The sequence below is a fragment of the Cyanobium sp. T1B-Tous genome, assembly GCF_024345475.1.
Classification (GTDB): Bacteria; Cyanobacteriota; Cyanobacteriia; order PCC-6307; family Cyanobiaceae; genus Cyanobium_A.
In genome coordinates this window covers 1-26,329 of record NZ_JAGQBE010000036.1, presented here as the reverse complement: position 1 = coordinate 26,329, position 26,329 = coordinate 1, and the positions used below count along the sequence as shown (strand labels likewise).

At 70.1% G+C, this 26,329-nt stretch carries 28 protein-coding genes and 1 tRNA gene; 8 read left to right on the top strand and 21 right to left on the bottom strand.

Going from position 1 to position 26,329, the window contains the following annotated elements; translation table 11 throughout:
- Nucleotides 1-51 precede the first annotated feature (51 nt).
- From KBY71_RS09475 to KBY71_RS09460, 4 genes are all read left to right on the top strand, one after another.
- Nucleotides 52-1,035: a hypothetical protein gene (locus KBY71_RS09475; RefSeq protein WP_254928675.1), complete on the top strand. Its 984-nt coding sequence runs from the start codon at nucleotides 52-54 to the stop codon at nucleotides 1,033-1,035.
- Nucleotides 1,036-1,080: 45 nt separating this feature from the next.
- Nucleotides 1,081-1,182: transfer RNA gene (locus KBY71_RS09470), tRNA-Arg, on the top strand.
- Nucleotides 1,183-1,242: 60 nt separating this feature from the next.
- Nucleotides 1,243-1,386: a high light inducible protein gene (locus tag KBY71_RS09465; protein WP_254928674.1), complete on the top strand. Its 144-nt coding sequence runs from the start codon at nucleotides 1,243-1,245 to the stop codon at nucleotides 1,384-1,386.
- 138 nt (nucleotides 1,387-1,524) lie between these two features.
- Nucleotides 1,525-1,761 carry a chlorophyll a/b-binding protein gene (locus KBY71_RS09460; RefSeq protein ID WP_254928673.1) on the top strand — a complete coding sequence of 79 codons (237 nt, stop codon included), beginning with the start codon at nucleotides 1,525-1,527 and terminating at the stop codon, nucleotides 1,759-1,761.
- Nucleotides 1,762-1,801: 40 nt separating this feature from the next.
- Here KBY71_RS09460 and KBY71_RS09455 read toward each other — a convergent pair whose 3' ends face one another.
- Nucleotides 1,802-2,473 carry a hypothetical protein gene (locus KBY71_RS09455; protein WP_254928672.1) on the bottom strand — a complete coding sequence of 224 codons (672 nt, stop codon included), beginning with the start codon at nucleotides 2,471-2,473 and terminating at the stop codon, nucleotides 1,802-1,804.
- Between the two features lie 106 nt (nucleotides 2,474-2,579).
- Here KBY71_RS09455 and KBY71_RS09450 point away from each other — a divergent pair, with 106 nt between their 5' ends.
- The gene (locus KBY71_RS09450; protein WP_254928671.1) at nucleotides 2,580-3,134 is read left to right on the top strand and encodes a PilZ domain-containing protein; all 555 of its coding nucleotides are present in this window, start codon (nucleotides 2,580-2,582) and stop codon (nucleotides 3,132-3,134) included.
- A 6-nt stretch (nucleotides 3,135-3,140) separates the two neighbouring features.
- The gene (locus tag KBY71_RS09445; RefSeq protein WP_254928670.1) at nucleotides 3,141-3,650 is read left to right on the top strand and encodes a hypothetical protein; all 510 of its coding nucleotides are present in this window, start codon (nucleotides 3,141-3,143) and stop codon (nucleotides 3,648-3,650) included.
- Nucleotides 3,651-3,668: 18 nt separating this feature from the next.
- Here KBY71_RS09445 and KBY71_RS09440 read toward each other — a convergent pair whose 3' ends face one another.
- The 20 genes from KBY71_RS09440 to KBY71_RS09345 form a co-directional block, all read right to left on the bottom strand.
- A complete protein-coding gene (locus KBY71_RS09440) occupies nucleotides 3,669-3,908 on the bottom strand; it encodes a DUF3136 domain-containing protein (RefSeq protein ID WP_254928669.1) in 240 nt (79 codons plus the stop codon).
- 112 nt (nucleotides 3,909-4,020) lie between these two features.
- Nucleotides 4,021-4,707 (bottom strand): response regulator transcription factor, encoded by a 687-nt coding sequence (locus tag KBY71_RS09435; protein WP_254928668.1) that lies wholly within the window; start codon nucleotides 4,705-4,707, stop codon nucleotides 4,021-4,023.
- A 72-nt stretch (nucleotides 4,708-4,779) separates the two neighbouring features.
- Nucleotides 4,780-5,778 carry a hydrogenase expression/formation protein HypE gene (hypE, locus tag KBY71_RS09430; protein ID WP_254928667.1) on the bottom strand — a complete coding sequence of 333 codons (999 nt, stop codon included), beginning with the start codon at nucleotides 5,776-5,778 and terminating at the stop codon, nucleotides 4,780-4,782.
- A gap of 9 nt (nucleotides 5,779-5,787) precedes the next feature.
- Nucleotides 5,788-6,906: a hydrogenase formation protein HypD gene (gene hypD / locus KBY71_RS09425; RefSeq protein WP_254928666.1), complete on the bottom strand. Its 1,119-nt coding sequence runs from the start codon at nucleotides 6,904-6,906 to the stop codon at nucleotides 5,788-5,790.
- Nucleotides 6,903-7,934 carry a dihydroorotate dehydrogenase-like protein gene (locus KBY71_RS09420; RefSeq protein ID WP_254928665.1) on the bottom strand — a complete coding sequence of 344 codons (1,032 nt, stop codon included), beginning with the start codon at nucleotides 7,932-7,934 and terminating at the stop codon, nucleotides 6,903-6,905. Before KBY71_RS09420 ends, hypD begins: the two co-directional genes overlap by 4 nt.
- Nucleotides 7,931-11,581 (bottom strand): pyruvate:ferredoxin (flavodoxin) oxidoreductase, encoded by a 3,651-nt coding sequence (gene nifJ / locus KBY71_RS09415; RefSeq protein ID WP_396095219.1) that lies wholly within the window; start codon nucleotides 11,579-11,581, stop codon nucleotides 7,931-7,933. Before nifJ ends, KBY71_RS09420 begins: the two co-directional genes overlap by 4 nt.
- A gap of 8 nt (nucleotides 11,582-11,589) precedes the next feature.
- Nucleotides 11,590-11,811, bottom strand: coding sequence for a HypC/HybG/HupF family hydrogenase formation chaperone (locus KBY71_RS09410; RefSeq protein ID WP_254928663.1), 222 nt, complete (start codon nucleotides 11,809-11,811; stop codon nucleotides 11,590-11,592).
- Nucleotides 11,787-14,189, bottom strand: coding sequence for a carbamoyltransferase HypF (gene hypF / locus KBY71_RS09405; RefSeq protein WP_254928662.1), 2,403 nt, complete (start codon nucleotides 14,187-14,189; stop codon nucleotides 11,787-11,789). Before hypF ends, KBY71_RS09410 begins: the two co-directional genes overlap by 25 nt.
- On the bottom strand, nucleotides 14,186-14,917 hold the full coding sequence (gene hypB / locus KBY71_RS09400) for a hydrogenase nickel incorporation protein HypB (protein ID WP_254928661.1): 732 nt from the start codon (nucleotides 14,915-14,917) through the stop codon (nucleotides 14,186-14,188). Before hypB ends, hypF begins: the two co-directional genes overlap by 4 nt.
- Nucleotides 14,918-15,005: 88 nt before the next feature.
- Nucleotides 15,006-15,347, bottom strand: a complete 342-nt coding sequence (gene hypA, locus KBY71_RS09395) for a hydrogenase maturation nickel metallochaperone HypA (protein WP_254928660.1) — start codon at nucleotides 15,345-15,347, stop codon at nucleotides 15,006-15,008.
- Entirely contained in the window at nucleotides 15,340-15,774 is a 435-nt protein-coding gene (locus KBY71_RS09390) for a hydrogenase maturation protease (RefSeq protein ID WP_254928659.1), read from the bottom strand. Before KBY71_RS09390 ends, hypA begins: the two co-directional genes overlap by 8 nt.
- Nucleotides 15,775-15,782: 8 nt before the next feature.
- Nucleotides 15,783-17,258, bottom strand: coding sequence for a Ni/Fe hydrogenase subunit alpha (locus KBY71_RS09385; RefSeq protein WP_254928658.1), 1,476 nt, complete (start codon nucleotides 17,256-17,258; stop codon nucleotides 15,783-15,785).
- An 11-nt stretch (nucleotides 17,259-17,269) separates the two neighbouring features.
- On the bottom strand, nucleotides 17,270-17,836 hold the full coding sequence (locus KBY71_RS09380) for an oxidoreductase (RefSeq protein ID WP_254928657.1): 567 nt from the start codon (nucleotides 17,834-17,836) through the stop codon (nucleotides 17,270-17,272).
- On the bottom strand, nucleotides 17,833-18,564 hold the full coding sequence (gene hoxU, locus KBY71_RS09375; RefSeq protein ID WP_254928656.1) for a bidirectional hydrogenase complex protein HoxU: 732 nt from the start codon (nucleotides 18,562-18,564) through the stop codon (nucleotides 17,833-17,835). Before hoxU ends, KBY71_RS09380 begins: the two co-directional genes overlap by 4 nt.
- Entirely contained in the window at nucleotides 18,561-20,021 is a 1,461-nt protein-coding gene (locus tag KBY71_RS09370; RefSeq protein WP_254928655.1) for an NADH-quinone oxidoreductase subunit F, read from the bottom strand. Before KBY71_RS09370 ends, hoxU begins: the two co-directional genes overlap by 4 nt.
- Entirely contained in the window at nucleotides 20,012-20,401 is a 390-nt protein-coding gene (locus KBY71_RS09365; protein ID WP_254928654.1) for an NAD(P)H-dependent oxidoreductase subunit E, read from the bottom strand. Before KBY71_RS09365 ends, KBY71_RS09370 begins: the two co-directional genes overlap by 10 nt.
- Nucleotides 20,385-20,684, bottom strand: a complete 300-nt coding sequence (locus tag KBY71_RS09360) for a hypothetical protein (protein WP_254928653.1) — start codon at nucleotides 20,682-20,684, stop codon at nucleotides 20,385-20,387. Before KBY71_RS09360 ends, KBY71_RS09365 begins: the two co-directional genes overlap by 17 nt.
- 516 nt (nucleotides 20,685-21,200) lie before the next feature.
- A complete protein-coding gene (gluQRS, locus tag KBY71_RS09355) occupies nucleotides 21,201-22,157 on the bottom strand; it encodes a tRNA glutamyl-Q(34) synthetase GluQRS (RefSeq protein WP_254928652.1) in 957 nt (318 codons plus the stop codon).
- A 74-nt stretch (nucleotides 22,158-22,231) separates the two neighbouring features.
- Nucleotides 22,232-22,507: an HU family DNA-binding protein gene (locus KBY71_RS09350; RefSeq protein WP_094561421.1), complete on the bottom strand. Its 276-nt coding sequence runs from the start codon at nucleotides 22,505-22,507 to the stop codon at nucleotides 22,232-22,234.
- Between the two features lie 215 nt (nucleotides 22,508-22,722).
- Nucleotides 22,723-23,427, bottom strand: a complete 705-nt coding sequence (locus KBY71_RS09345) for an MBL fold metallo-hydrolase (protein WP_254928651.1) — start codon at nucleotides 23,425-23,427, stop codon at nucleotides 22,723-22,725.
- A 137-nt stretch (nucleotides 23,428-23,564) separates the two neighbouring features.
- On the opposite strand from KBY71_RS09345, the gene KBY71_RS09340 reads away from it, so the two are divergent.
- Both KBY71_RS09340 and KBY71_RS09335 read left to right on the top strand, forming a co-directional pair.
- Complete coding sequence (locus tag KBY71_RS09340) at nucleotides 23,565-25,631, top strand: glycogen-debranching protein (RefSeq protein ID WP_254928676.1); 2,067 nt, start codon at nucleotides 23,565-23,567, stop codon at nucleotides 25,629-25,631.
- A 13-nt stretch (nucleotides 25,632-25,644) separates the two neighbouring features.
- Nucleotides 25,645-26,329 (top strand): exonuclease SbcCD subunit D (locus KBY71_RS09335; RefSeq protein WP_254928650.1); only part of this gene is annotated, 685 nt, incomplete at its 3' end.

Genomic DNA, 26,329 nt, shown 5'->3' with positions numbered 1-26,329 from the left:
ATTTGAAGACCTGACCGCCGCGATGAAAAAGTTCAACCTGGAGGTGCAGTGATGCAAGAACTGATCTCTCGCGATGAGATGGCGCACGTGGCCCGCTGGTGTGAGCTGGTGGAGGCATTGGCCGCCGATGCGGAGGCATTGCAGGCGCCAGAGCCTGGAACGGATGACACCCGCTACCGCCAGGAGTGGCAGGCCCTGGGGGATCGGTGGATGGCCTGCTGCTGGACCGCGCTAACGCCGCCGTTCATTGCTGCCAGCGCGAGGTTGGCCCGGGCCAAGGTCTGCCCCCAGCCGCTGCAGCTGCGCGAGGAAGGGACACCAGAGGGCTTTCGTTTGATCCCTGAGGCAGAGCTGGAGCAATGGCTGGTGGTGAAGACGCAACGGGCCCGGATTGCAGAGGGCAGGGCCCAGGGCAAGTGGCAGCGCCGAGGCCGTCCGCCGATGGAGCCGGATAAGCCGGCAACGGATGAAGAGGCCGCTGCCGCCGAACGTCGCGCCGCGTATGCGGCAAAGAAACAAGCCGAAGCCGAAGAGGCCAAGCAAGCCGCCGCCGATCGTGAAGCACGGATGCTGGCCGTTGCAGCAGAGGCATCGGCACCCGCGCCAGACCCTGCTCCAGAGCCTGCTGACGCCGTGTCAGAGGAGGCCCCGGCCACCGCCGCTGCGCCTGTGGTGTGGGTCACGTCACCGGAGCTGGCAGAGGCGTTAGGGCTGACGCAATCAGCAATCGACAACCACCGGCGCGCTGGCCGATTGGAGGGGCTGTGGAGGTTGCCCGGGCCGGATCGAGTGCGGGGAACGTTGTTTGATCTGGAAGGTTGCAAAGCAGTCATCCGGGACTGGGAGACAGCACCGCGCAAACGCAAGCGGCGCAGCCCAGCTGCTGACGCACCCGCCGACCCACTGCCGGTGGTGATCGAACCCGACAAGGCCCAGGAGCCGGCGCCTGATTCAGCGGCCCTGCTGGCGAAGCTGGCCAATGACCCGGCACTGCTGGCCAAGTTGGCGGCGCTAGTGGGAGAGGTGCAGCCCTGACCGGCTGCCTTGCCGACAGCCGGTTTCCCACTGATTTCCCACTTTGCCCCCAAAGCTCAGTCAAGAATCCAGGCGGGACAAGGGCTCCCAGCTACAACCCGCTGCCTTCTAAGCAGCCGGTCGATGGTTCGAATCCATCAGGGGGCGTTCAGACCAGACAGAACCGTTTGCAATCCGTTACAGTTCCCGTAACAAACCGCAACACCCATGGCCCAACCCACTCCCCGCTTTGGATTTGTGGCGTTCGCCGAAAGCTGGAATGGCCGCCTCGCCATGCTCGGCTTCGTGATCGGCCTCGGCACGGAGCTCCTCACCGGCCAGACCATCGCAGCCCAGCTGGGCCTGGGCTGATCTCCATGAGCACCGATTACACCACTGCCATCGCTGCCGTCATCGCCCTTGTGGTTGTTCTCACGGGCATGACCACCTACGTGTTGAGCCGCCCCAGCGACCTGACCTCCAAATCCCGCTGATCGCCATCCACACCCCATGACCAACACCCCCGCCACCGACAAGTGGTTCCAGCACCGCGCCGAACAGCTGATCCACATGGAACAGCTCCAACGCGTGGAGCGCTTCAACGGTCGGGCCGCCATGCTCGGCATCGTGATCGGGATCATCACTGAAGGGCTCACGGGCTCGGGAATTGCCCACCAGATCGGCCTGGGCGCCCTCGTGGACGGCTACGCCGCCTGCCGCACCCAGTTTCTGCCGTTCTGCTTCTGAGTTTCGCTCCCGAGGGGCGTGACCCGAAGGCCAGAGCTGGTCAGGTTGGGCGGAACAAGTCCGGCCTGGCCAGCAACACCACGCTGCGATAGAGCAGATCTTCAATGCGCAGAGCATCCGCTTTGCCCCGATCGCCCCCCTGCACCAGATCAATCAAGCCAAGGGTCCTGCGGATTGCCGCCAGCAACTTCCTCTGAAGAGGAACGCTCTCACTGAATTCCCAGGGCCGCTCAAAGGTGTCGAGGTACTGGGAGGCCTCTCCTGGGTCGCCGGAGAGTTCGGCCGCCTTGGCTGCCAGACGCTGCCGGGACAGCTGAATGCAGGTGCCCCCAGCCAGCTGGGTTTCGCAGCGCCTGGCCTGTCCCGCCATGTACACAGCGGAGTGGCCAGCGATCAGATGAAACTGGCGCCGGTCCACCCGGAAGCTGGCCCGGCCCAAAAACGGCAGCAGAAACGTGGCAAAGGCCTCGTCGGCGCTGGAGAGGTAGGTGACCCCGGTATGCACGGCGGCAAAGAGCTTGGTGTCCCCAACGCCGGCGGCTACGGATCGCGCCAGAAACAGGCTGCCGCGATGGGTACAGGCAATGTCAAAGCCGCGGTCCTGCCGGTTGAACGTGCTGGCGTAGCGCTCCAGCCTGGCTTCCACGCGCGCCCGACTGGCATGGAAGGGCAGGCCTGCCTGCAGCACCGCCTCCTTGGCATGGGAGCCCATGGGCAACCGCCTCCAGCGGAACGGATGAACGGCCGATCTGATGAGGTCACAGTAGCCATGCGGGCGAGTGGCCCGTTCCCCCTTTCGCCGGCTGAGGGTGTCGGCTATGAAAGGACTTGAAAACACCCCCAACGTCACCAGCACAGCCATGGAGGGGGAGGGTCGGTTCCAGAAGCTCGATGGGGGCGAGCGGCGCAGCAGCGGGGAGCGGCGCAGCAACGACGAGCGGCGCGGCGTGCAGGACTGGCTCAACGAGGAGCAACAGGAGGAACGGCGCAGCGGCATGGACCGCCGCAGTGGCATCAGTCGCCGGGGCACCCCAGACAACCGTCAGGACGAACGCAAGGTCATCCCCTTCGCCATCGCCCCCCGGGGATCGATCCAGGCCCCGGACGGTCGCCGCTGGGTCACCACCCTGTGGGATCTCAGCAACACCGGCCTGTGCGTGATCGCCAATGGCCAGGTGGACCTGCCGGTGAACACGGTGTGCACCCTCACCCTCACCGAGGTGGTGGGCACGGGTCTGGCCACGTTCCAGGCCCGCTTGATGTGGTTTTCCGACGATGCCTTCCAGACCTACCTCGGCATGAAATTCGAAGAGCCCCCCGTGCTGCCTGCGGGCACCTTCCTCGAGCGGTATCTGAAGGCCAACTTCGACTGACCCGCCTTGAACCCCAGCCGCCCGACCCGTCCTGAACTGAGCGGCACCGAGGTGCTGGCCCTGGAGCGCCGCAGCCGCAGCCAGGGCTCCGGTTTGACCCGCGAGAGGCTGCAGGGCCGCTGGCGCCTCGACCAGCTCTGGAGCCAACGCCAAACCCAGCCCCAAACCCCCACCGCCGCCCTGCTCCGCGCCCTCCAGGCCACCCTGGCCATCAGTCCCGACCCGGAAGGGGATGGGCTGGCGGTACTCAACAGCGTGCAATTCGGGGGCCTGCAGCTGTGCTTCAGCGGCGAGGGACAGCTGCGGGGCCGGCGGCCGCTACTGGAGTTCTGGTTCACCCAGCTCGAGCTGCGCTGCGGGAATCACACCCTGTGGCGGCAGGCCATAGCCGGTCCGCCGGAGCCCCGCAAGCGCCCCTTCTTCGCCCTGATCGCGAGGGAGGGGGACGGGGAGTCGGGCTGGCTCCTGGCCAGGGGCCGGGGCGGTGGCCTGGCCCTCTGGGTGCTGAGCGACTGAGCGGCACCCGCTCACCCCTTACAGGTCGGTTTTCAGCTCCCGCTGCAGCAGGGCAAAGAGGTAGTCGGGCTCGCGGTACTGGCCCGGCAGGCAGTTGTGGAGGATCTCCAGCCGCTGCCAGCAGACGGTGCGGCGCACCTTGGCAATCGACTTGCCCTCACGGATGAGCAGGCGCAGGGCCTTGCAGTAGAGGGAGTAGTTGGCTTCGAGCTCACCAATGGTGAGGCCGGGAGCGGGGGCAGGCAGGGATGGGGGCATGGAACCGGCGGCCTTCGGGTCAGCGCAGAACCCAGGTGGGCACTGGAATCACTCTGCGTCCAACGGCCCGGTTCCCGATCCCCCCATACGGGGACAATTGAGGGGCTGCCCCCTAAATCTGGACCATGCCGCAGCGCATGCCCTTGAGCACCGCCTGCAGCCTGTTGTTGACGTCGAGGGTCTTGAGCAGGCGCTTGGTGTAAGTCTTCGCCGTTTCCTCACTGACCACCAGGCTCTCGGCGATCTCCCGATCGGTGAGTCCACTGGCGAGCAGATCCAACACCTCGTATTCCCGCTTGGTGAGCCGGGGGCAACTCAGATAGGGCAGGGTGCCGGAACGCAGCGAGGGGCTTCGGTAGGAATGGTGTCCCATCACCGCCAGCACCGCCGCCTGCAGGGGACGCTGGTCGCCGATGAAGTCGGCCTCCGCCACCACCGCCTCCAGCCACGGAGCCTCCACGTACTGCGCCGGAATCACATCCCCCAGCGCCAGCACCACCACCCGCAGGCCTGGCTGGGCGGCGCGGGCCTTGCGGGCCAGCTCAAAGCCGTTGCCATCCTCGAGGTAGTCGGTGCAGATCAGCAGCTCATAGGGCTCCCGTCCGAGATAGCTCAGGCAGGTGGCCTCATCGGTCACGGCGCAGCCAATGCGGGTGCGGTCCTTAAAGCTCTCGCACACGGATCGCAGCAGAAAGCGGCCCTTCATGGCAATGGCCACCTTGCCGCTGATCGCCACCGAAATCAGCACCTGGTCGAGGGTGGTGCCCTCCAGGCTGTTCAGAAAGGGTGTGAGGTCCATGGACCCTCCTCCGGGGCGGATGCCGACCGGATCATTAATGAAATCTAAACAACCAAGGGCCCAGATTGGGCCTCAGCAAATACGGGGCAACAACTCACCGCTCAGCGGGATCAGCAGCCGCTCGGTGCCCAACGCCGTGGTGAGCAACACCCGCCCCCCGGCACCGGTGGCCGGACGCACCGTGCCAATCCAGGCGCCACCGCCGGCCGCCAGCAGCGCGCGGGCCCGGTCAGCGGCCTCGGGCGGCACCACCGCCACGAACCGCCCCTCATTCGCCAGATGCAGGGGCTCAAAACCGAGCAGCTCGCAGGTGCGGGCAACGGGTTCGGCCACCGGCAGACAGGCCTCCTCAATCGCCAGCTCAACGCCGGCCGCCACGGCCAACTCCTGCAGGGCACTGGCCAGGCCGCCGCGGGTGAGGTCGCGCAGGCAGTGGATCCGCACGCCCGCCGCCAGCAGCGCCTGCACCTGGGGCCAGAGGGGAGCGCAGTCGCTCAGCACCGGCGGCACCAGATCCAGGCCATGGCGCGCCGCCAGGATCGCCACGCCGTGGCGGCCCAGATCGCCACTCACCAGCAGCTGATCCCCCGGCCGGATCGCGCGGGGATCAATCGGCTCCGGCGCCTCCACCAGGCCGATGCCACTGGTGGTGAGGAACACCCCATCGCCCTTGCCCCGCTCCACCACCTTGGTGTCCCCGGTGACGATCGTGAGGCCGCACTGGCGGGCTGCCGCCGCCAGTGCGGCCACCACGCGCCGCAGCACCTCCAGGGGGAGCCCCTCCTCCAGGATCATCGCCACACTCAGGTGCAGCGCCCGGGCCCCGGCCATGGCCAGGTCGTTGGCGGTGCCGATCACCGCCAGGCTGCCGATGTTGCCACCGGGGAATTCCAGGGGCTGCACCACGTAGCCATCGGTGCTGAAGGCCAACGGGCCAGGGGGCACCTGGAGCAGGGCGGCATCGTGCAGCACCTGGGCCGGATCGGCATAGAGCGCCCGCAACTCCTGGTCGATCAGCTGCTGCATTAGGGTGCCGCCGCCGCCATGGGCCAGCTGGATCCGCTCAGCCATGCCGCCCCCTCATACGGCCTGGCGCCGGTAGCGGTAGTAGGCGGCGCAGGCCCCTTCGCTCGACACCATCGGCGCCCCCAGCGGGTGCTCGGGGGTGCAGGCGCGGCCGAAGGCCGGGCACTCCGCCGGCAGCGCCCGCCCCTGCAGGATCCGGCCGCTGATGCAGGGGCTGGCGGCGGCCGGCTCGGGGCCCACCACAGGCGCACCCAGGCGCCCTAGGGCATCGAAGTGCCGGTAGGCCGGGGCAAGGGCAAACCCGCCGCCGGCGATGGGGCCCAAACCGCGCCAGGGCTGATCCGTCACCACAAACACCTCCTGCAGCAAGGCCTGGGCCACGCCGTTGCCCTGGGCCCGCACCACCCGGCCGTAGGCATTGGCGAGGGCAGGCGTGCCCGCCTCCAGCAACTGCACCAGCCGCAGCAGGCCCGCCATCACATCGGCCGGCTCGAAGCCGGTCACCACCACCGGCACCCGGTGGCGCTCCACCAGCTGGCCCAGCTCGGCGGTGCCCATCACCGCGCCCACGTGGCCCGCCGCCAGGAAGCCCTGCACCTGGTTGGCGGGCTCCAGCAGCAGAGCCTCCATGGCCGGGGCCACCCGCACGTGGGCCAGCAGCACCGAGAGATTGGCGAGTCCCAGGGCCCGGGCCTGGCGCAGCAACAGGGCCGTGGCCGGGGCCGTGGTTTCAAAGCCCACCGCCAGAAACACCACCTCCCGATCGGGCGCGGCCTGGGCCAGGGCCATGGCTTCCAGGGGCGAGGTGAGCAGCCGCACGTCGCCACCGGCGGCCCGCGCACCGAGCAGGTCGGTTGCCGCCACGGGATCAGCCCCCGCAGCCCCAGCGGCACTGCCCGGCACCCGCAGCATGTCGCCGTAGGAGCAGAGGATCACCTCAGGGCGAGCGGCCAGCGCCAGGGCCGCATCGAGCCGCTCCGCCGGGGTGACGCACACCGGGCATCCGGGCCCATGGATCAACCGCAGCCCCGGCGGCAGCAGCTGGTCCAGGCCCCAGCGCAGGATGGCGTGGGTCTGACCGCCGCACACCTCCATCACCGTCCAGGGACGGCTCACCGTGGACGCCAGCTCCGCCGCCAGCTCCGTAACCCGGCCAGCCACGGCGGGGCTCACCAGGGCCCCGGGGCCTGGCGCGCCTCCGCCGGGCGATACCCCTGAATGGCGCGCATGTACTGGGCCCGCTCGTATTCGGCCGGGTTGGGACAGCGCTGCTGGCTCATGCAGCCGATCAGCTCGGCCACGCTGGCCACCTCGTGCTCCATCAACCAGGTGGCCAGCTCCTCCTCCAGACCAGCCAGGCGCTCGGGGCCGTGGCGCAGCAGCGCCCCCACCACCTGGGTGACGGACGCACCGGCCATCAACAGCCTCACCACATCGGTGCCGCGGTGCACGCCGCCACTGGCCGCCAGATCCAGGCGATGGCGGCCATGCAGCAGGGCAATCCAGCGCAGCGGCAAGCGCAGATCGTGGGGGGTGGACAGCAGCAGGTTGGGCCGCACCTCCAGGGTCTCGATGTCGATGTCGGGCTGGTAGAAGCGGTTGAACAGCACCAGCCCATCGGCCCCTGCCGCGGCCAGGCGCTTGGCCATGGCGCTGAGGTTGGTGAAGAAGGGGCTCAGCTTCACCGCCAGGGGCAAGCGCACCTCGGCGCGCACCTGGCGCACGATCTCCTCCACCCCGGCCTCGATGGCGGCGCTGGAGAGCTCGGGGTCGGTGGGAATGGCGTAGATGTTGAGCTCCAGGGCCGAGGCACCCGCCGCCTCGATCCGCCGGGCCGATTCCACCCAACGGCCCGGACTGGTGCCGTTGAGGCTGGCGATCACCGGCACGGCCAGGCGCTTGCGGGCCTGCTCGAGATGGCGCAGGTAGAGGTCTTCCCCGCCATGGAAGATCGATGGCTCCGGCACGTAGCTGAGCGCCTCGCCATAGCTATCGGCGCCGGCCATGGCATGGCGGTGCAGGTCGAGCTGCTCCTGCTCGATCTGCTCCTCAAACAGCGAATGGAGCACGATCGCCGCCGCCCCGGCCCGCTCCAGGGCCTGCAGGTGGGCCAGATCGTCGCTCAGGGGAGCCGCAGCCCCCACCACCAGGGGGCTGCGCAGCGGCAGGCCGAGATAGGTGGTGGCGAGATCGGGGGTCATGGCTTGGGGGCGGGCTGAGCCAGGGCGCGATAGGTGGCCCAGCGGCACTCCAGCTCGCGCTGGGCCTGACGCACCAGGGCCCGGGCCCGCTCCGGCTGGCTGTAGCGCAGCATGCGGAAGCGGTTTTCCCGCTCCATCGCCTCCTCCAGGGAGCGCTTCGGCGCCGGACTGTCGAGTTGCAGGGGAGTCTCGCCGCGCTCGGCTCGGCGCGGGTCGTAGCGGTAGAGCAGCCAGCGACCCGAATCCACCGCCAGCTTCTGGTGCGCCATGCCCTGGGCCATGTCGATGCCGTGGGCGATGCAGTGGGAGTAGGCAATGATCAGCGACGGGCCTGGATAGCTCTCGGCCTCCAGAAAGGCGCGGATGGTGTGCTCGTCGCGGGCCCCCATGGCCACGCTGGCCACGTAGACGGTGCCGTAGGTCATCGCCATCAGGCCGAGATCCTTCTTGGGGGCCGCCTTGCCGGCCGCCGCAAACTTGGCCACCGCACCGCGGGGGGTGCTCTTGGAGGCCTGGCCGCCGGTATTGGAATACACCTCGGTGTCGAGCACCAGGGCATTCACGTCGCGGCCACTGGCCAGCACGTGGTCGAGGCCGCCGAAGCCGATGTCGTAGGCCCAGCCATCGCCGCCCACCAGCCACACGCTGGTTTTCACCAGGGCATCGGCCAACTCCAGCAGCTGGCGCACCTCCCCGCCGAGGGCGTCTTCTGGCTTGCTCTCCAGCACGGCCTGCAACCGCTGCTTCAAGGCCATCACCCGCTGGCGCTGCTCAACGATGCCGGCCTCATCGCCCTGGTCGGCGTGACGCAGGGCCTCCAGCAGGGACGCCGGGAGTTGTTCCGGCTGCAGTTGGCCCGCCAGCCGCTCCAGCCCATCGAGGGCCATCTGGCGCTGCTGGTCGCGCGCCACCCGCATGCCATAGCCGAATTCGGCGTTGTCTTCGAACAGGGAATTGCTCCAGGCCGGGCCCCGTCCTTCGGCGTTGGCGCTCCAGGGGGTGGTGGGCAGGTTGCCGCCGTAGATCGAACTGCAACCGGTGGCGTTGGCGATCAGCATCCGGTCGCCGAACAGTTGGGAGGCGAGCTTGAGGTAGGGGGTTTCGCCGCAGCCGCCGCAGGCTCCGGAAAACTCAAACAACGGCTGCTGCAGCTGCTGCTGACCGATCTTGTGCAGGTTCAGATCGGCGCGCGGCACCTCGGGCAGCTGCAGGAAAAAATCCCAGTGGCCGCGGGCTTGCTCCCGCAACGGCCGCTGCGGCGCCATGTTGATCGCCTTGCGGGTCGGCTCGCTGCGGTCGCGAGCGGGACACACCTCCACACACAGGGCGCAGCCGGTGCAGTCTTCGGCCGCCACCTGCAGGGTGAAGGTTTGGCCGGCGAAGGCGGGGTCGCGGGCGGGGGCCGTGCGGAAGCCCTCGGGGGCGGCAGCGAAGCTCTCCGCCTCGCCCACTTTGGCGCGGATCACCGCATGGGGACACACCAGCACGCACTTGCCGCACTGCACGCACAGATCCGTTTCCCACACCGGCACCGCGTCGGCAATGTTGCGCTTCTCCCAGCGGGCCGTGCCCACCGGCCAGGTGCCGTCGCAGGGCAGGGCGCTCACCGGCAGGGCATCGCCGCGGCGCTCCAGCATCGGGCCGATCACCTCGCGCACGAAGGCAGGGGCCGCGTGGAGACGATCCTCCGGCAACGGCCCGGTGCTGGGAGCCGTGGCAGCGGCGTCCAGGGCCTGCCAGTCGAGCGGTTCGAGGTGGTCGAGGCTGGCGTCGAGGGCCGCCAGGTTCATCGCCACCACGGCTTCGCCCTTGCGGCCGTAGCTGTGCTGAATGGAGGCGCGAATGCGCTCAATCGCCTCAACTCGGGGCAACACGCCGCTGAGGGCAAAGAAACAGGCCTGCATCACCGTGTTGATGTGGGGCCCCATGCCCGCCTGCCGCGCCACTTGGTAGGCATTGATCTGATGCACCGCGATCCGCTTACGGCGGATCTGGGCGCGCAGGGCTTCTGGCAGCCGCGCCCAGGTGTCCGCCGGCGCGAAGGGGCTGTTGAGCAGAAACACGCCACCGGGCTCAATGCCGGCCAGCAGATCGAAACGCTCCACGAAGTCCCACTGGTGGCAGGCCACGAAGGTGGGCCGCTGGATCAGGTAGGTGGAGCGGATCGGCTGGGGCCCGAAGCGCAGGTGCGACACCGTGACCGAACCCGATTTCTTGGAGTCGTAGACGAAATAGCCCTGGGCGAAGAGATCGGTGCCCTCGCCGATGATCTTGATGGCCGCCTTGTTCGCTCCCACCGTGCCATCGGAGCCCAGGCCGTAAAACACGGCGCGCACCTCCGCCCCATCGGTCACGAAGCCGTGTTCGGCGTCGTCGTCGAGGAGCAGGGAGCGGTGGGTGACGTCATCGTCGATCCCCACGCTGAAGTGGTTGATCGGCCGGCCCTCCCCACCAGGCGGCAAGGGTGCCAGCAGCGGCCGCAGGTGGTCGAACACCGCCTTCACCATCGCCGGGGTGAACTCCTTCGACGACAGCCCATAGCGGCCCCCCAGCACCGCAGGGAGCGATGCCAGCCCATGCACCGCCGCCCACTCCTCCGCCAGGGCCGCCACCACATCGAGGTAGAGGGGTTCCCCGGGGGCACCGGGCTCCTTGCAGCGATCGAGCACGGCGATGGCCCGGGTGCTGGCCGGCAGGGCTTCCACCAGCAGCCGGGCGGCAAAGGGGCGGAACAGCCGCACCTTCAGCACCCCCACCCGCTCGCCGGCGGCCTGGAGCGCCTCAGCCGTTTCCACGGCGGTCTCGCAGCCCGAGCCCATCAGCACGAGCACCCGCTCCGCATCGGCGGGGCCGACGTAGTCGTAGGGCCGGTAGGGCCGGCCGGTGAGCTCCCCGAAACGCGCCATCGCCTCGATCAGATGATCCGGGGCTGCGTCGACGAAGCGGTTCACCGATTCCCGCGCCTGGAAGGCGACGTCGGGGTTCTGGCTGGTGCCGCGGATCACCGGGTGCTCAGAACTGAGGGCCCGCGCCCGGTGGGCGCTGATCTCGGCCTGGGGGATCAGCTGGCGCAGCTGGTCGTCACTGAGCGGCTCGATCTTCTGGATTTCGTGGGAGGTGCGGAAGCCATCGAACACATGCAGACACGGCAGGCGACTGCGCAGGCTGGCCCGGGTGGCCAGGGCCGCAAAGTCGCCCGACTCCTGCACCGAGGAGGAGACGAGGATGGCGCAGCCCGTGCCGCGGGTGGCCATCACATCGCTGTGGTCGCCGAAGATCGAAAGCCCCTGGGCCGCCAGGGAGCGGGCGGCCACGTGCAGCACCGCCGGCGTCAGCTCCCCCGCCAACTTGTAGAGGTTGGGGATCATCAACAGCAGCCCCTGGCTGGCCGTGAAGGTGGTGGTGAGCGCCCCGGCCTGCAGGGCGCCATGCACCGTGCCGGCGGCACCCGCCTCGCTCTGCAGCTCCACCACGGCGGGCACCGTCCCCCAGAGGTTGGGGCGCCCTTCGGCGGCCCAGGCATCGGCCCACTCCCCCATCGGCGAGGCCGGCGTGATCGGGTAGATGGCGATCACCTCATTGAGGCGATAGGCCACCCGGGCCACGGCCTCATTGCCGTCGATCGTGAGCCGGGCTGCCGTGGCCAGGGCGGCACTCATGGCTCCTCCAGCACGACGCTCAGGGCGATGCCGACGTGCACCAGCACCCGATCCCCCACCCCCGCCTCCGGCAGGCAGGCCAGGCTCACCCACTGACGCACCCCACCGAAATCGACTTCCGCTCGGCGCCACAGGTTGGCGTCAGCGGCATCACCGGTGCAGGCCTCGGCGGCGGGACCGGTGACCGCCAGGATCAGCCCGGGGGTGGCCAGGCACATGGGGAGGCCTCCACGCTTTCCTTCGTTATAGGGAGATTGGCCAAAGCTGCCCAAAGCTGGCCCAGGGCCAGACCGCCGTCGTTGCAGGGAAGCTGCTCGGCCCAGTAGGGCTCCAGGCCCACCGCTTTGAGGGCCGCGCTGGTGCTCTCCAGCAGCAGGCGGTTCTGGAAGCAGCCCCCGGCCAGCAGCACGGGCCCAGCGCCGCTGCGGGCCGCCACCTGAGCCGCCGCCCCAGCCAGACCCGCCGCCAGGGAGGCATGAAAGGTCGCGGCCCGCTGCCGGGGCAACACCCCTGCTGCGCCGGCCTCCAACAAGCTGTGCAGCAGGGGCCCCCAGTCGAGCCAGCCCAGCTCCAGCCCCTCGGCGGCCAGCAGGGGCATGGGCACGGGCGGCAGGGGCCCAGCCCGCAGCGCCAAACCCTCCAGACGCAGCCCCGCCTCGCCCTCAAAGCTGCTGTGCTGGCAGAGGCCCAGCAGGGAGGCCACCGCATCAAACAGCCGGCCGGTGCTGGAGCAGAGCGGACTGTTGCAACCCGTGGCCAGGGCCTGCAGCAGCAGCTGCCACTCCGCCTCCGCAAAAGCGCTGCGGCAGCTGGCGGCTCCGAAGTGGGCCAGGGCTTCGGGCCCGGCGGCCGCCAGCAGGCCCAGGGCCGCCCGGCGTGGTTCGGCCATCGCCCGCTCCCCACCCGGCAGCGGGAAGGGCCGCAGGCAGGCCCAGCGCTCGGCCCCCGCGGCCGTGAGCCGCAGCAACTCCCCGCCCCAGAGCCGCTGGCCACTGGGGCTGGACTCGCCACCACCCGCTGAGTCGCCGTAGCCCAGCCCATCGCAGGCCCACACCAGCAGCGGCAGTTCCAGACCGTGCTCCGCCGCCACCGCCAGCCCATGGGCCCGGTGGTGCTGCACCGTCTGCAGCGGCAGCCCCCGCCGGCGGGCCGCCCCAGCCGCCAGCTGGTGGCTCCCGTAGCCGGGATGGGGATCGCAAACGAGAGCATCCAGCTGGGAGCCGTAGCGCGCCAACAGCTGATCCACCCCCTGCAGCAACAGCTGCTGCTGCAGGCCACCGGCCAGGTCGCCGAGCACCGGCGCCAGCCACACCCGGCCGCCCTGGGCCAGGGCTGGGGCACTTTTGAGGTCGCCGCCGAGGGCCAGGGCGGTGCCCGGCGGGGCCTGCAAGGCCAGGGCCCTGGGGGCGTAGCCGCGGGCGCGGCGCAACAGCACCGGCCGCCCTTCGATCACCTGCAGCACCGAGTCGTCGAGGCGGCGGGCGATCGGACGGTTGTGGAGCAGGAAGCCATCGGCGATGCCCGCCAGGCGCTCCAGGGCTTCGGCGGGATCGCGGCAGAGGGGCTCGCCGCTGCGGTTGCCGCTGGTGGCTACCAAGGGCCGGCCAAAGCCCGCCGCCAGCAGCTGGTGCAGGGGCGAAGCGGGCAGCATCACCCCCAGGGCAGCGCTGCCGGGCGCCACAGACGGAAAGGCCTCAGGCACGCCGAGGCGGCGGCGCAGCAGCACGATCGGGGCCGCCGGGTGCTGCAGCTGGAGCCGTTCCGGCGCAGACACCTCCACCAGGGGCGCGATGGCCTCCGGATCGGCGACCAACAGGGCCAGGGGCTTGGCGGGGCGGTGCTTGCGCTGGCGCAGCCGGGCCACCGCCGCCCCGTTGCCGGCATCCACCAGCAGCTGGAAGCCCCCCACCCCCTGCAGGGCCAGGATCCCGCCCGCCGCCAGCAGGGCCAGGGCCGGCGCCAGCGGCCCATCCGGCGCCTCGCCTGCGGCCGGGGCACCGGGCCCCTGCCACTCCAGCCGGGGGCCACAGGCGGGGCAGCCGATCGTTTCAGCGTGGAAGCGGCGATCAGACGGATCGTCGAACTCCCGCTTGCAGGCAGCGCACAGCGGGAAACCGGCCAGGCTCGTGTGGGCGCGGGCGTAGGGCTCGGCGGTGGCGATCGAGTAGCGCGGCCCGCACTGGCTGCAGCTGATGAAGGGGTAGCGGTGACGGCGGTTGGCGGGATCGTGGAGCTCGGCCAGGCAAGCGGGGCAGGGGGCCAGATCGGCGGCGAGGGACGGGGCGACCAGGCCTTCCCCCAGGGGCTGGCCTGCAGCGGCGGCGATGCGCAGGCCAGGTGGCGCCGGAACGCGGGGCGGGAGCCATTCCGGCGCCAGTGGCTCCAAGGCGCCGGGGGGCTGCACCGCCCCGGGCAACCGCCGCACCAGCAGCTCGAGGCACCGGCGCTCCCCCTGCAACTCGAGCCGCACGGCGCCCGCGACGTTCTCCACCTCCCCCACCAGCGCCAGCTCGCCAGCGAGGCGATGCACCAGCGGCCGGAAGCCCACCCCCTGCACCACCCCGCGGCACCAGAGGCGCAGGCGGGCCTGACTCATCGCACCGCCGGGAGGGCCAACCCGAGGGCCTCGATCAGGGCGTCGAGGCCGGCGCCGCTGCGGGCGGACACCTCCAGCACCTGGGCGTGGGGCGCCACGCGGGCGATGGCGGCGTGGGCGGCAGCGCGGTCGAAGCCCACCGCCTCCGCGAGGTCGATCTTGCTGATCAGCACCAGATCGGCGCCGTGGAAAATCGGCGCGTATTTGAGCGGCTTGTCCTCGCCCTCGGTGGTGGAGAGCAGCACCAGCCGCAGGCTCTCGCCCAGGTCGTAGGCGCCGGGGCACACCAGGTTGCCCACGTTCTCGATCACCAGCAGCTCGAGCTGCTCAAGGCTGATGCCCTGGTGGTTGAGGCGGTGCACCCCCTCCGCCACCATCGACGCCTCCAGATGGCAGGCCTGGCCGGTGGTGATCTGCACCGCTGGCACCCCGGCGGCCTGGAGGCGGCGGGCGTCGTTGTCGGTGGCCAGATCGCCAACGATCACCGCCAGGCGAGTGGGATCGAGACGTTGGGCCAAGGCTTCGAGCAGGGCGGTTTTGCCCGAGCCGGGGGAGGAGAGCAGGTTCACCGCCCTGACGCCGGCGGCCGCAAAGCGCTGACGCAGGGCGGCCGCGCCGGCGTCGTTGCGCTGGAGCAGGGCCGTGTGCAGCGTCAGCTCACGGGGGGCGCTGGCGGGCACGGCGGCGGGGTCAGGGGCCGGCTCCCCGCAGGCGCAGTCGCGGCACATGACGACACAGGTCTGGGACCATCCCCAGGCTAGGGACGCCGGGCAGGGTGGCCAGCGGCTGTCAGCCAGCGCGCCGCCCGCGCACCCCTCACACCACCTCCAGGCTCAGCAGCCGCAAGTCGCGGCCGCGCAGCAGCTGGCGGCTGATCGCACCACAACGGGGACAGTCGCAGCAACCATCCGGGGCGGGGAAGGGGGCATCGCAGGCGGTGCAATGGCATTCAGCCGCTTCGCTCTCGATGCGCAACTCGGCGCCAGCAGCGATCGTGCCCGCCATCGCCACCGGGAACGCGAAGCGCAGCGCCTCGAGCTCCACCCCTGCCAGCTCCCCCACCCGCAGGCTGATCACCGTGATGCGGATGGCACCGTCGGCATGGGCCGCCGCCAGCGCCTGATCGCGCACCGCCTCCATCAGGCTGAGCTCATGCATGGCCGCCCAGCCACTGGCCCAGCAGCGCCCGGGCAGCAGGCAGGGCGGCCTGCAGCTCGGGCGACAGCACCGTGCCGTGCCCGAACGCGGTGGCCGGCACCCGCAGCAGATGGAGCGCGGGGGCGCGGCCGTAGAGCGCCTGGCTGATCGCCAGCAGCTGGGCCGGTTCGAGCCGGTGGCTCTCGGTGGAGCTGCCTGTCGCGCCGTTGGCAGGGGCAATCGCGATCAGCTCTGGGCCGGCCCCCGCCGGCGCCAGCCAGGCATCGATGAACAACACTGCCTCCAGCTCGGCCAACTCCGCAGCCAACTCGGGGGTGAGCTGCTGCACGCTGCGGCCTCCCACCTGCTCGGCCAGCAAGCCCCCCACGCCGTCGTCACCGCGGAGGGGGTTGCCGATGCCGATCACCAGACGCCGTGCTGAGGCCAACGGCTCCCTCAATCCCGCACCCGCTCCGCCAACACCCGCCCACCGGCATCCACCAGCGCCATCCGCAGCGGCATCTGACCCGCCGCGTGGGTGCTGCAACTCAGGCAGGGGTCAAAGCAGCGGATGCCCGCTTCCACCCGGTTGAGCAGGGGCTCGGGGATCTCAGCACCGGCGGCGACCGGCTCGGGGATGAATTCACGGGCGATCTGGGCCACGGTGCGGTTCATCGCCAGGTTGTTCTGGCCCGTGGCGATGATCAGGTTCACCCGGGTGATCAGGCCGTCGTCGTCCACCCGGTAGTGGTGAAACAACGTGCCGCGGGGAGCCTCGCTCACCCCCACCGCCTCGGTGGCGTTGAGGCCGGCATGGCTCCGCACATGGGGCGATTGCAGCTCAGGATCCTCCACCAGCTGCCCGATCGCCTCCAGGCAGGCCACGATCTCCACCAGCCGGGCGTGGTGATAGGCAAACGACGACGTCACAATCCGGCCGCCGCTCCCTGGGGTGCCACTGCGGGCGCGCAACTCCGCAAGCTCCCGGTCGGCCCACGCGGTGCCGATGCGCTCGCACACGTTGAGCCGGGCCAGCGGCCCCACCCGATACATCCCGCCTGGATAGCCCAGGGGTTTGTAGTAGGGGAATTTCAGGTAGCTCCAGCTCTCCACCGCCTCCCCCAGGATGCTGGCGTAATCGTCTTCCGAGAGGCCATCGGCCACGATCTGGCCCGTGGAGTCGATGAAGCGGATCGCCCCCTCGATGCATTCCCAGCCGCCGTCGGGCGCCACCAGGCCCATGAACAGCGACGGGAAGTCGCCAAAGCTGCGCTGCTCCCGCTGCAGCGGCCCATCCAGCAGCGCTTTGTAGAGCTCCAGCGCCCGAGCCACGGTGGCCATCGCCTCCGGTAGCCGCTCGCGAATCCAGGCCGCCGTCGCCGCCGTCATCGGCGTGCGCACGCCACCGGGCACGGCCCAGGCGCTGTGGATCTTGCGGCCCGCCAGCTGTTCGATGAGTTGCTGACCAAACTGGCGCAGACGGATGCCGGCACGGGCCAGTTCGGGATCGGCCGCCATCAGGCCGAACACATTGCGCCGGGCCGGATCGCTCTCCCAGCCCAGCAGGAAATCGGGGCTGCTGAGGTGAAAAAAGGAGAGGGCGTGGCTCTGGGTGAGCTGGGCCAGGTTCAGCAGGCGGCGCAGCTTGCGGGCCGCCGGCGGGGGCTGCACCGCCAGCAGCTTGTCGCCGGTTTTCGCTGCCGCCAACAAGTGGCTCACCGGGCAGATGCCGCAGATGCGGGCCGTGATTCCGGCCATCTCGGTGAACGGCCGGCCCTCGCAGAAGGTTTCGAATCCGCGGTACTCCACCACGTGAAAGCGGGCATCGGCGATCCGGCCCGCGTCATCGAGGTGGAGGGTGATCTTGGCGTGCCCTTCGATCCGGGTCACCGGATCGATCGTGATCGTGCGGGGGGTGGGATCGGTGCCCATGGCGATCGCCCTCAACCAAAACCCAGCATGGCCGGGCCTTCCATCGCCGGCAGCTCGCCGCGCAGCAGGGGTTCGAGGAAGGTGCGGATCCGCTCCGCCGAGGGCGGACAACCCGGCAAGTAGTGGTCCACAGGGATCACCTCATGCAGCGGCAGCACCCGCTCCAGCAGCTCCGGCACGATGCCGGGGGCGTGGGGGTGCTGGGCACCGGTATCGGCCAGCTCCACGTAGCCACGCTCCAGCACACTGTGGCGGCTGCCGCCCTCCACTTCAGCCCAGAGGTTGCGCAAGCCCGGCACGTTGGCGGTCACGGCGCAGTCGCCGAAGGACACCACCACCTTGCTGCGGGCCCGCAGCTGCAGGGCCAATTCGAGGTTGTCGGCATTGGCCACCGCCCCCTCCACCAGGCACAGATCCACCCCCTCCGGGAACACCTTGATGTCACTGGCCACCGGCGAGTAGACGATCTCCACAGCTTCGGCGAGCTCAAAGAGCCATTCATCGAGATCGAGAAACGACATGTGGCAGCCGCTGCAGCCCGCCAGCCACACCGTGGCGAATCGCAGTTTGGTGGTCATGGGTTGGTCCAGCGGTGCTCGTGACGGGCTTCGGCGAGCTGGGCGGCCCGCTCCGGATGGGGGTGCTTCTCCGCGGTGCCGTCCTCCTTGCGGAACAGGGCGCCGGTGGGGCACACATCCACGCACTTGCCACAGGACGTGCAGGCCGCCACCTCGCCCCAAGGCTGATCCAGGCCGGCGATGATCGAACAGGCGCTGCCGCGGTAGCCCACGTCCCACACGTGCGCCCCCTCGATCTCATCGCACACCCGCACGCAGCGGGTGCAGAGGATGCAGCGGTGGTGATCGAGGCTGAACTGGGTATGGGAGGCGTCGACGTGGCGCTGGGGGTACTGGTAGGGGAAGCGGGAATGGTCCATGCCCACCTCCACGGCCACGTCCTGGAGCTCGCAGGAGCCGTTGGCCACGCAGAACGCACACACGTGATTGCCCTCGGCGAAAAACAGCTCCACCGCCATGCGCCGGTAGGTCTCCAGCTCCGGTGTGTGGGTGTGCACCACCATCCCTTCGGCCACGGTGGTGACGCAGGCGGGTTCGAGCTTGGGGTGCCCCTCGATCGCCACCAGGCAGAGGCGGCAAGCCCCCACGGGTGTGAGGCCATCGAGATGGCAGAGGGTGGGCACCTGCAGCCCGGCGGCGCGGATCACCTGCAGCAAGGTGGCATCGGCAGCGGCCGAGAAGACCTGGCCATTGATGTGCCCATGCACCACGGGCGGATCCACACTCATGGCACCACTCCGGGGGCGAGGGCGGCTTCGTACTCGGCGCGAAAGAAACGCAGGGTGCTGAGCACCGGGTTGGGGGCCGACTGACCCAGGCCGCAGAGGCTGGTGGCCTTCACCATGCCGCAGAGCTGCTCAAGCTGGGCGAGATCCGCCGGCGACGCCCGCTTCTCCACGAACCGATCCAGCAACTGCTCCAGCTGCACCGTGCCGGCGCGGCAGGGCAGGCACTTGCCGCAGCTCTCCGCCACGCAGAAACGCATGAAATACCGAGCCAGCTCCGGCATCGCCATCGCCGCGTCGATCACCACCATGCCGCCCGAGCCCATGATCGAGCCCAGCTCCTGCAGGCTGGCGTAGTCCACCGGCGTGTCGAGCAGCTCCGCCGGAATACAGCCGCCGGAGGGGCCGCCGGTCTGGACCGCCTTCACCACGCCCGAACCGCCACCCCCCATCGCCTCGACGATGGTGCGCAGGCTGGTGCCCATCTCCACCTCGATCAGGCCCGTGTGGGTGATGGCGCCGGAGAGGGCAAACACCTTGGTGCCCTTGCTGCCAGCCGTACCCATGGCGGCATACCAGTCGCCGCCCTCCCGCAGGATGGCGGGGATGGCGGCGAAGGTTTCCACGTTGTTGATCAGGGTGGGCAGGCCCCACAGGCCCGACACCGCCGGGTAGGGCGGCCGCGGCCGCGGCGTGCCGCGCCCCCCCTCGATCGAGTGCAGCAGGGCCGTTTCCTCCCCGCACACGTAGGCGCCGGCACCGATGCGCAGCTGGATCGGCAGGCCGGCCAGCACCCCCCGTTCGGTGGCAGCCGCGATGGCCGTGCGCAACCGCTCGATCGCCAGGGGATATTCGGCCCGCACATAGATGTAGGCCTCCGCCGCACCCACGGCCTGGGCGGCAATCGCCATGCCCTCCAGCAGCCGGTGGGGGTCTCCCTCCATCACGCTGCGGTCCATGAAGGCACCCGGGTCCCCCTCGTCGGCGTTGCACACCACCACCTTGTGGGCGCCGCTCTGGGCCGCCACCAGTTGCCACTTCCGGCCGGTGGGGTAGCCCGCACCCCCCCGGCCCCGCAGGCCGCTGCGCACCACCTCCTCCACCAGCTCGGCGGCACGCCGCAGGCGGCACGCCGCCAGGGTGGCGTAGGCCCCCTGGGCCAGGGCGTCGTCGATCGAGCTCGGATCCACCAGGCCGCAGCGCTCCAGCACCACGGGCCGCTGCAACGCAAAGAAGGGATGGTCCAGATCGAGGCGCCGCTCACCAGCCACACCAGCCACGAGCTCCGTGGAGCCATCGGGGTGATCGGCGGCTGCCAGGGGAGCCTGGCCGCACAACCGCAGGCAACCCACCGGCTTGACCCGCTCGGCACCCACCTCCGCCTCGAGCCGCTGCCGCAAGGCCGCCGCCCCCGCCGCCCGGCAGGCGGTGGCATCACAGCAGCGCCAGCTCACAGCCATGGCAGCTCCCCGGGATCACCGCTGCGCACGGCCCCATCCAGCACCAACACCGGCGCCTGGCCGCAGGCCCCAACGCAGCTGGCCGTTTCAAAGGCCACCCCCCGCTGCCGCAAGGAGGCCTCCAACCGCTCAGACCCCCGCACAAAACAGGCCGTGCCGCGACACACCACACAGCGATGCAGCCCTGGCGGCACCAGGCGAAACAGGTGATAAAAACTGGCCACGCCCATCACCTCGCTAAGGGGGCGGGCCATGGCCCGGGCCAGCCGTTGCAACTCCTCGGGGGGCAGGTAGCCATGCTGCTGCTGAACGGCGTGGAGACGCTCGACCAGCGAATCCCCCAGGCCGTGGGGGGCGGGGGGCTCAGGTTTCGTTGCCACCGAAATCGTCCTCGAAACCCTGGTCGGGATCGAATTCGCTCCAGCCCGGACTGGCCTCGTTGAACAGCCCGTAGCGCGCCGCTTCATCGTCCATCTGGGTGTTGCCGGTGGGCCGGGTGTCGCAGGTGATGCCGCCGTCCCCGGCGGGCTGGCAGTTGTCAAACTCCACGCCGGCCTGAACGGGAGCCCATCCGAGCCCCACCAGGGCAAGAGCCCCCACCAGGCGGAGAGACGGGCGCAGTCGGCGCAGGAGGGGCCGGATCGCAGCGGGCTGAAACGTCATCGCTGGGAGCTGGGGCTCAGGAGGGTTGGACGCGAGGAAGGCACCCTGGGGGACCGCCTACTGGGATGATGGCTGCGGTTTGGCGTCTGAGCGATGTACACCGACTGGACCGCGGTGATTCTGCTGCTGTTGACGGCGGCGCCCTTGGCCGTGGTGGTGGCGACCGCTGCCTTCTTCATCTGGCGGAAGAAGAAGCAGAAAGGCTGATCACCCCACCTGATCGTCGCTGCAGGAGCTCCGCTGTCGTGAGAGCGGCTGGAGTGATGGCGGCTGGACTGATTCCATTGGCCCGCACGACTTGGCCCTGGCCGAGGCAATCGAGGCAGGTTCGGTAGCGCTGGTCGTCGAGGCGCAGCATGCCGCTGCCGCCGCAGCGGCGACATGGACAGTCGCTGTTGGGACTGGCCTGGAGAGGGCTGGAGTGAGGATGGGCGGTCATCGCGATACCCCCACCTGGGGACACTTCGTTGTCCATCAGTGTGGTCTGCTTTTCCCCACCTGATCCCGAAACCTTCCTTAAGTCTGGGGGCCCTTCAGGGCACGATCCACGTGCTCCGGGCCGAGCTCCTGCAGGAGTTCTGCCGCGCTGATGCGGCTGCCCGGTGCCACCAGCGCCGCACTGGCTGCCAGATCGCCCACCACCGCGGCGGCATCCCAGCCGCGCTGCCGATAGCCCTCCAGCCCCTCCGCCCCCTCCCGCTTGCTGAGCCGCCGCCCGGCCCCGTCGCGCCAGAGGGGCACATGGCCGTAGCGGGGAGGCGTCGCACCAAGGGCCGCCATCACGGCCACCTGGGCGCCGGTGGCGCTCCACAGGTCGTCGCCGCGCACCACATCGCTGATGCCCAGACTGAGTTCATCCACCGCGGTGGCCAGGTGATAGGCGAGATAGCCATCGGCCCGGCGCAACACCACATCGCCGATGGCGGCAGGGCCATCCAGAACCCCGGGGGGCCCATAGGCCTCGGACCAACCCAAGGGCCCGCCCTCCAACCGCAGCCGCCAACTGGGCAGCCGTCCCTGCTGGGGGCCCCAGCCGCTGGCCCGCTCCCGGCAGAAGCCGGGATACACCGCCAGGGCGCCGTGGGGGGCCGACACATCAGCCAGCAAGCGGCGACTGCAGCGGCAGGGATAGAGCCGGCCTGCCCGCCGCAGGCCTGAGAGGGCAGTGGCATAGAGCCCCCGCCGCTCGCTCTGGCGCAGCACCGGACCATCCCAGTTCAGGCCCAGCCAGGCCAGATCCGCCAGGATCGACGCCTCCGCCCCCGGCCGATTGCGGGGCGTATCGAGATCGTCGATGCGCAGCAGCCAGCTGCCACCCCGCAGCCGGGCATGCAGCCAGCTGAGCAGGGCCGTGCGCAGGTTGCCCCGGTGCAGGGGGCCGGTGGGCGAGGGGGCAAAGCGGCCCCGGTACGCCTGCTCACGCTGGCGCTGGCCCGCCTCAAGCAGGGCCTGGAGATGGGAGGGCAGGGGCATGGCACGGCAATAAAAAAGCGGCCCCGCAGGGCCGCCACTGCAAGCGGTGCCTGGGCCTGAGCCCAGGGGGGGCATCAGCCCTGGACGCGGTCCTTGAACATCTTGCCGGCGGTGAAGGCAGGCACCCGCTTGGCGGGGATCTTGATCTTCTGGCCGGTCTTGGGGTTCAGACCCTGGCGGGCGGAGCGCTCGCGGGGCTCGAAGGAACCGAAGCCAAGGATGGACACCTTCTTGCCTTCCACCACCGAATCAATGATGGTTTCGATGGCAGCGTCGACGACCTGGGAGACGTCGGTCTTGGTGAGCTCGGTGCGGGCGGCAACGAGGTTGACGAGATCAGCTTTGTTCATAGGACGGGAAAGCCTCGGGGGTGGCGGTCGGGTTGCGGTGGAGTTGCGACAGTCGGGTCGCGACGGTCGGGTCGCGATGAGGGTGACGAGTCGGAAAATCCCGACCGGCCCTGAGATGAGCGCGCCAATGGTATGGGGCTCTGGACCTGGCTGCAACACAAAAGTCCGCCGCTGCAACGGTTGTCGTGACAATTCCCCCACAGGGGGCGTTCAGCTCAGCGCGCAGCGGGGGCCAAAGACGCCAGATCCAGGCCCGCCAGCAGCGCCGCACCACCCATCACCAGCTTGTCGCCGCGCAGGGCCCCGAGCCCGGCACCGCTGGCGATCCAGGCGGGAGAGCCAGCCGGCAACCAACGGCGCAACCGCTCCACACTGGCCAGCTGGCGGCCCCAGTGAAACGTGCGCGCCGTGGGCAAGGGGGCCAGGGCTGAAGGCCCGGTCGGCACCAGCAATCGCCCGCAGAACAAGCCATCGAGCGCACCGGTGTGCACATGCAGCACGCAGGCTCCCGGCGTGGGTCCGGGAGTCCAGAGGAGGGCCACCCCCGGCGCCAGGGTGTGCTCCGCCCCAAAGCCGGTGCAGGACTTCACTCCGGGCAGCAGGTAGGCCTCCTGCTCCTGCACCAGCACCGACCAGCCCAGGGCCTCCTGGATACGGCGGCAGCGGCCGTGGCCCTCGCGGCTGGTGAGCACGATCGTGCCGGGTCCCACCTCCGCCGTGCGGCGCTGCAGGCTGTCGAGGTTGGCCTGGGTGAACCCGGGGCAATCGACCAGCAGATCGCCGCGGCCACCCCAGGCCCCGGCCTCCAGCAGCCAGCTGCTGCCCCCCTGGCTGTCGCGGCTGGGCGCGAACAGCCACAGGCCGGGGCGCACCAGCTGGGGGGGGCGGCCGGATTCGGGGGGCTGGGAGAGCTGGGCCAAGGGCTGGGGGGATTGATCAGGAGATGGGCACCACAACGGGGAGGCGGATGCCCCCACCGGAGGAGCTGCCTAACGTTGCAACACCCAGGTTCGGTGCCTTGACTGTCCAATTCAACAGTCCTGCCCTTGCCCGGGGCCTGCACATCGGCCATCCCTGGCCCCTCGGCGCCAGCCTCACCCCCAGGGGGGTGAATTTCTCGGTGGTCGCCCCCCTGGCCACCCGGGTGGAGTTGCTGCTGTTCAGCGATGGCGATGCGGTGGAACCGGAGCGGGTGGTGGAACTCGACCAGCGGCACCGCTCCGCCGACCACTGGCACGTGGAAGTGGAGGGGGTCGGCCTGGGCTGCTGCTACGGCTACCGGGTGTTTGGACCGCTGCAGCCCGGCGGCCATGGCTTCAACCCCTCGAAGGTGCTGCTCGACCCCTGTGCCCGGGCCATCGCCGGCTGGGGCAGCTACCAGCGCGGGGCTGCCGTGGGGGCCGCGCCCAACACCGGCCAGTGCCTCAAGGGGGTGGTGACCGAGCGCGACCGGTTTGATTTCCACCACGCCCCCAGACCGCGCCACAGCTGGCAGAAGAGCGTGATCTACGAGCTGCACGTCGGCGGCTTCACCCAGGGACCGGGATGCCCGGTGCCGGCGGACCAGCAGGGCAGCCTGCTCGGACTGATTCCCACCCTGCCCTACCTGCGCGAGCTGGGGATCACCACCATCGAGCTGCTGCCGGTGATGGCCTTCGACCCCCACGATGCCCCGGCGGGCCGCCACAACTACTGGGGCTACAGCCCCCTGAGCTGGATGGCTCCCCATCCCGACTATCTGGTGGGGGACGATCCGCTCAGCGCGCGCCACCAGGTGCGCCAACTGGTGACGGCCTGCCACCGGGCCGGGATCGAGGTGCTGCTGGATGTGGTCTACAACCACACCACCGAAGGCAACCAGGACGGGCCCACCCTCAGCTGGCGGGGGTTCTGTGACCGCCTCTACTACCAGCAGAGCGCCAAGGGCGACTACCAGGACGTGAGCGGCTGCGGCAACACGATTGCGGCCAACCGCCCCCTGGTGCGCCGGTTGATCCTCGAATCCCTCCGCTGCTGGGCCACCGAACTGGGGGTGGATGGCTTCCGCTTCGACCTGGGCATCGCCCTCAGCCGGGGGGACAACCTGGCCCCCCTGGACGCGCCGCCCCTGTTTGAGGACATGGAGGCCGATCCCGACCTCAGCGACCTCAAACTGATCAGCGAGCCCTGGGATTGCGGCGGCCTCTATCGCCTGGACGACTTCCCCGCGCGCCGGGTGGCCACCTGGAACGGCCGCTTCCGCGACGATCTGCGGCGCTTCTGGAAGGGCGATGAGAAAACCTGCTGGACCATGGCGCAGCGCCTCTCGGGCAGCCCGGACCTGTTCAGCACCAACCCGGTGCACCCCGGCCAGTGCATCACCTTCCTGACGGCCCACGACGGCTTCACCCTGGCCGACCTGGTGAGTTTCAACGGCAAGCACAACCTGGCCAACGGCGAGGACAACCGCGACGGCGACAACCACAACAACAGCTGGAACCACGGCGTGGAGGGGCCAAGCAGCGACCACGCCATCACGGCCCTACGGGAACGCCAACTGCGCAACCTGCTCACCAGCCTGCTGCTGGCACCGGGGGTGCCGATGCTGCTGATGGGTGACGAGGTGCGTCGCAGCCAGGGCGGCAACAACAACACCTGGTGCCAGAACAATCCCCTGGGCTGGATGCACTGGCAGCCCGACGCGGGCGACCAGGCCCTTCAGGTCTTCCTGCAGCGGCTGCTGAAGCTGCGGTCCCACCTGGCGAGCCTGTTCAACCCCGAGGTGCCCCTCGACGATCGGCCCCAGCGCCGCAGCGGCGATCGCGGCCACCTCTGGCGCCAGTGGCACGGGGTCGAAGTGGGCAAACCCGACTGGGCAAGCTGGTCGCACACGCTGGCCTGGAGCCTCAACGACAGCCAGCAGGGCCCCTTGGTGTGGTGTGGCTTGAACGCCTACAGCAAGGCCATGCACTTCGAGTTGCCCAGCTGTCCCCAGGGCTGGCTGCGGGTCATCGACACGGCCCTGCCCGCCGGCGACGACCTGCCCGCCCGACCCGAGGCCTGGCACCCGGCCGGCGCCCCCCTGCAGAGCCGCAGCCTGATGCTGCTGGTGGCGGCCCCCCTGCTCAAGGACCGGGAGCTGTAGCCGGGATGGCCTGATGCGTTTGCTCCATACCTCCGACTGGCATCTGGGCCGGAGCTTCCATGGCGCCTCCCTGCTGGAGGAGCAGGCGGCGGCCCTGGCGCGGATTATCGAGCTGGCCCGGGAGGCCGAGGTGGATGCGGTGGTGATCGCCGGCGACCTCTACGACCGGACCATCCCACCGGCCGAAGCGGTGCTGCTGTTCAACGACACCCTGGCCCAATTGCGTCAGGACGGGGCGGCGGTGGTGGCGATTGCGGGCAACCACGATTCCCATGTGCGGGTGTCGATCTACGACCCGCTGCTGGCCGCGTTCGGGGTGACGATCCGGGGCGACGTGCGGCGGGCGGATCAGCCGGTGCTGGTGCAGCCCCGGCGAGGCGGGACGCCGGTGGCGATCTACCCCCTGCCCTACCTCGAACCCGCGGTGGATGGCCCCTGGCTGGCCCGCGGCCCTGAAGGGGACAGCGCCGCACCGACCCGCCTGCGCCACGAGGATGTGACCCGGCTCGCCCTCGGCCGGATCCGCCGGGATCGAGAGGGCCGGCCGGATCACCACGCCGTGCTGGTCGCCCATACCTTTGTGGCGGGCGGGCAGACCAGCGAGTCGGAGCGGGAACTCACCCTCGGCAACGTCGACCGGGTGAGTGTGGAGGCCTTCGCCGGCTTCGACTACGTCGCCCTGGGGCATCTGCATGGCT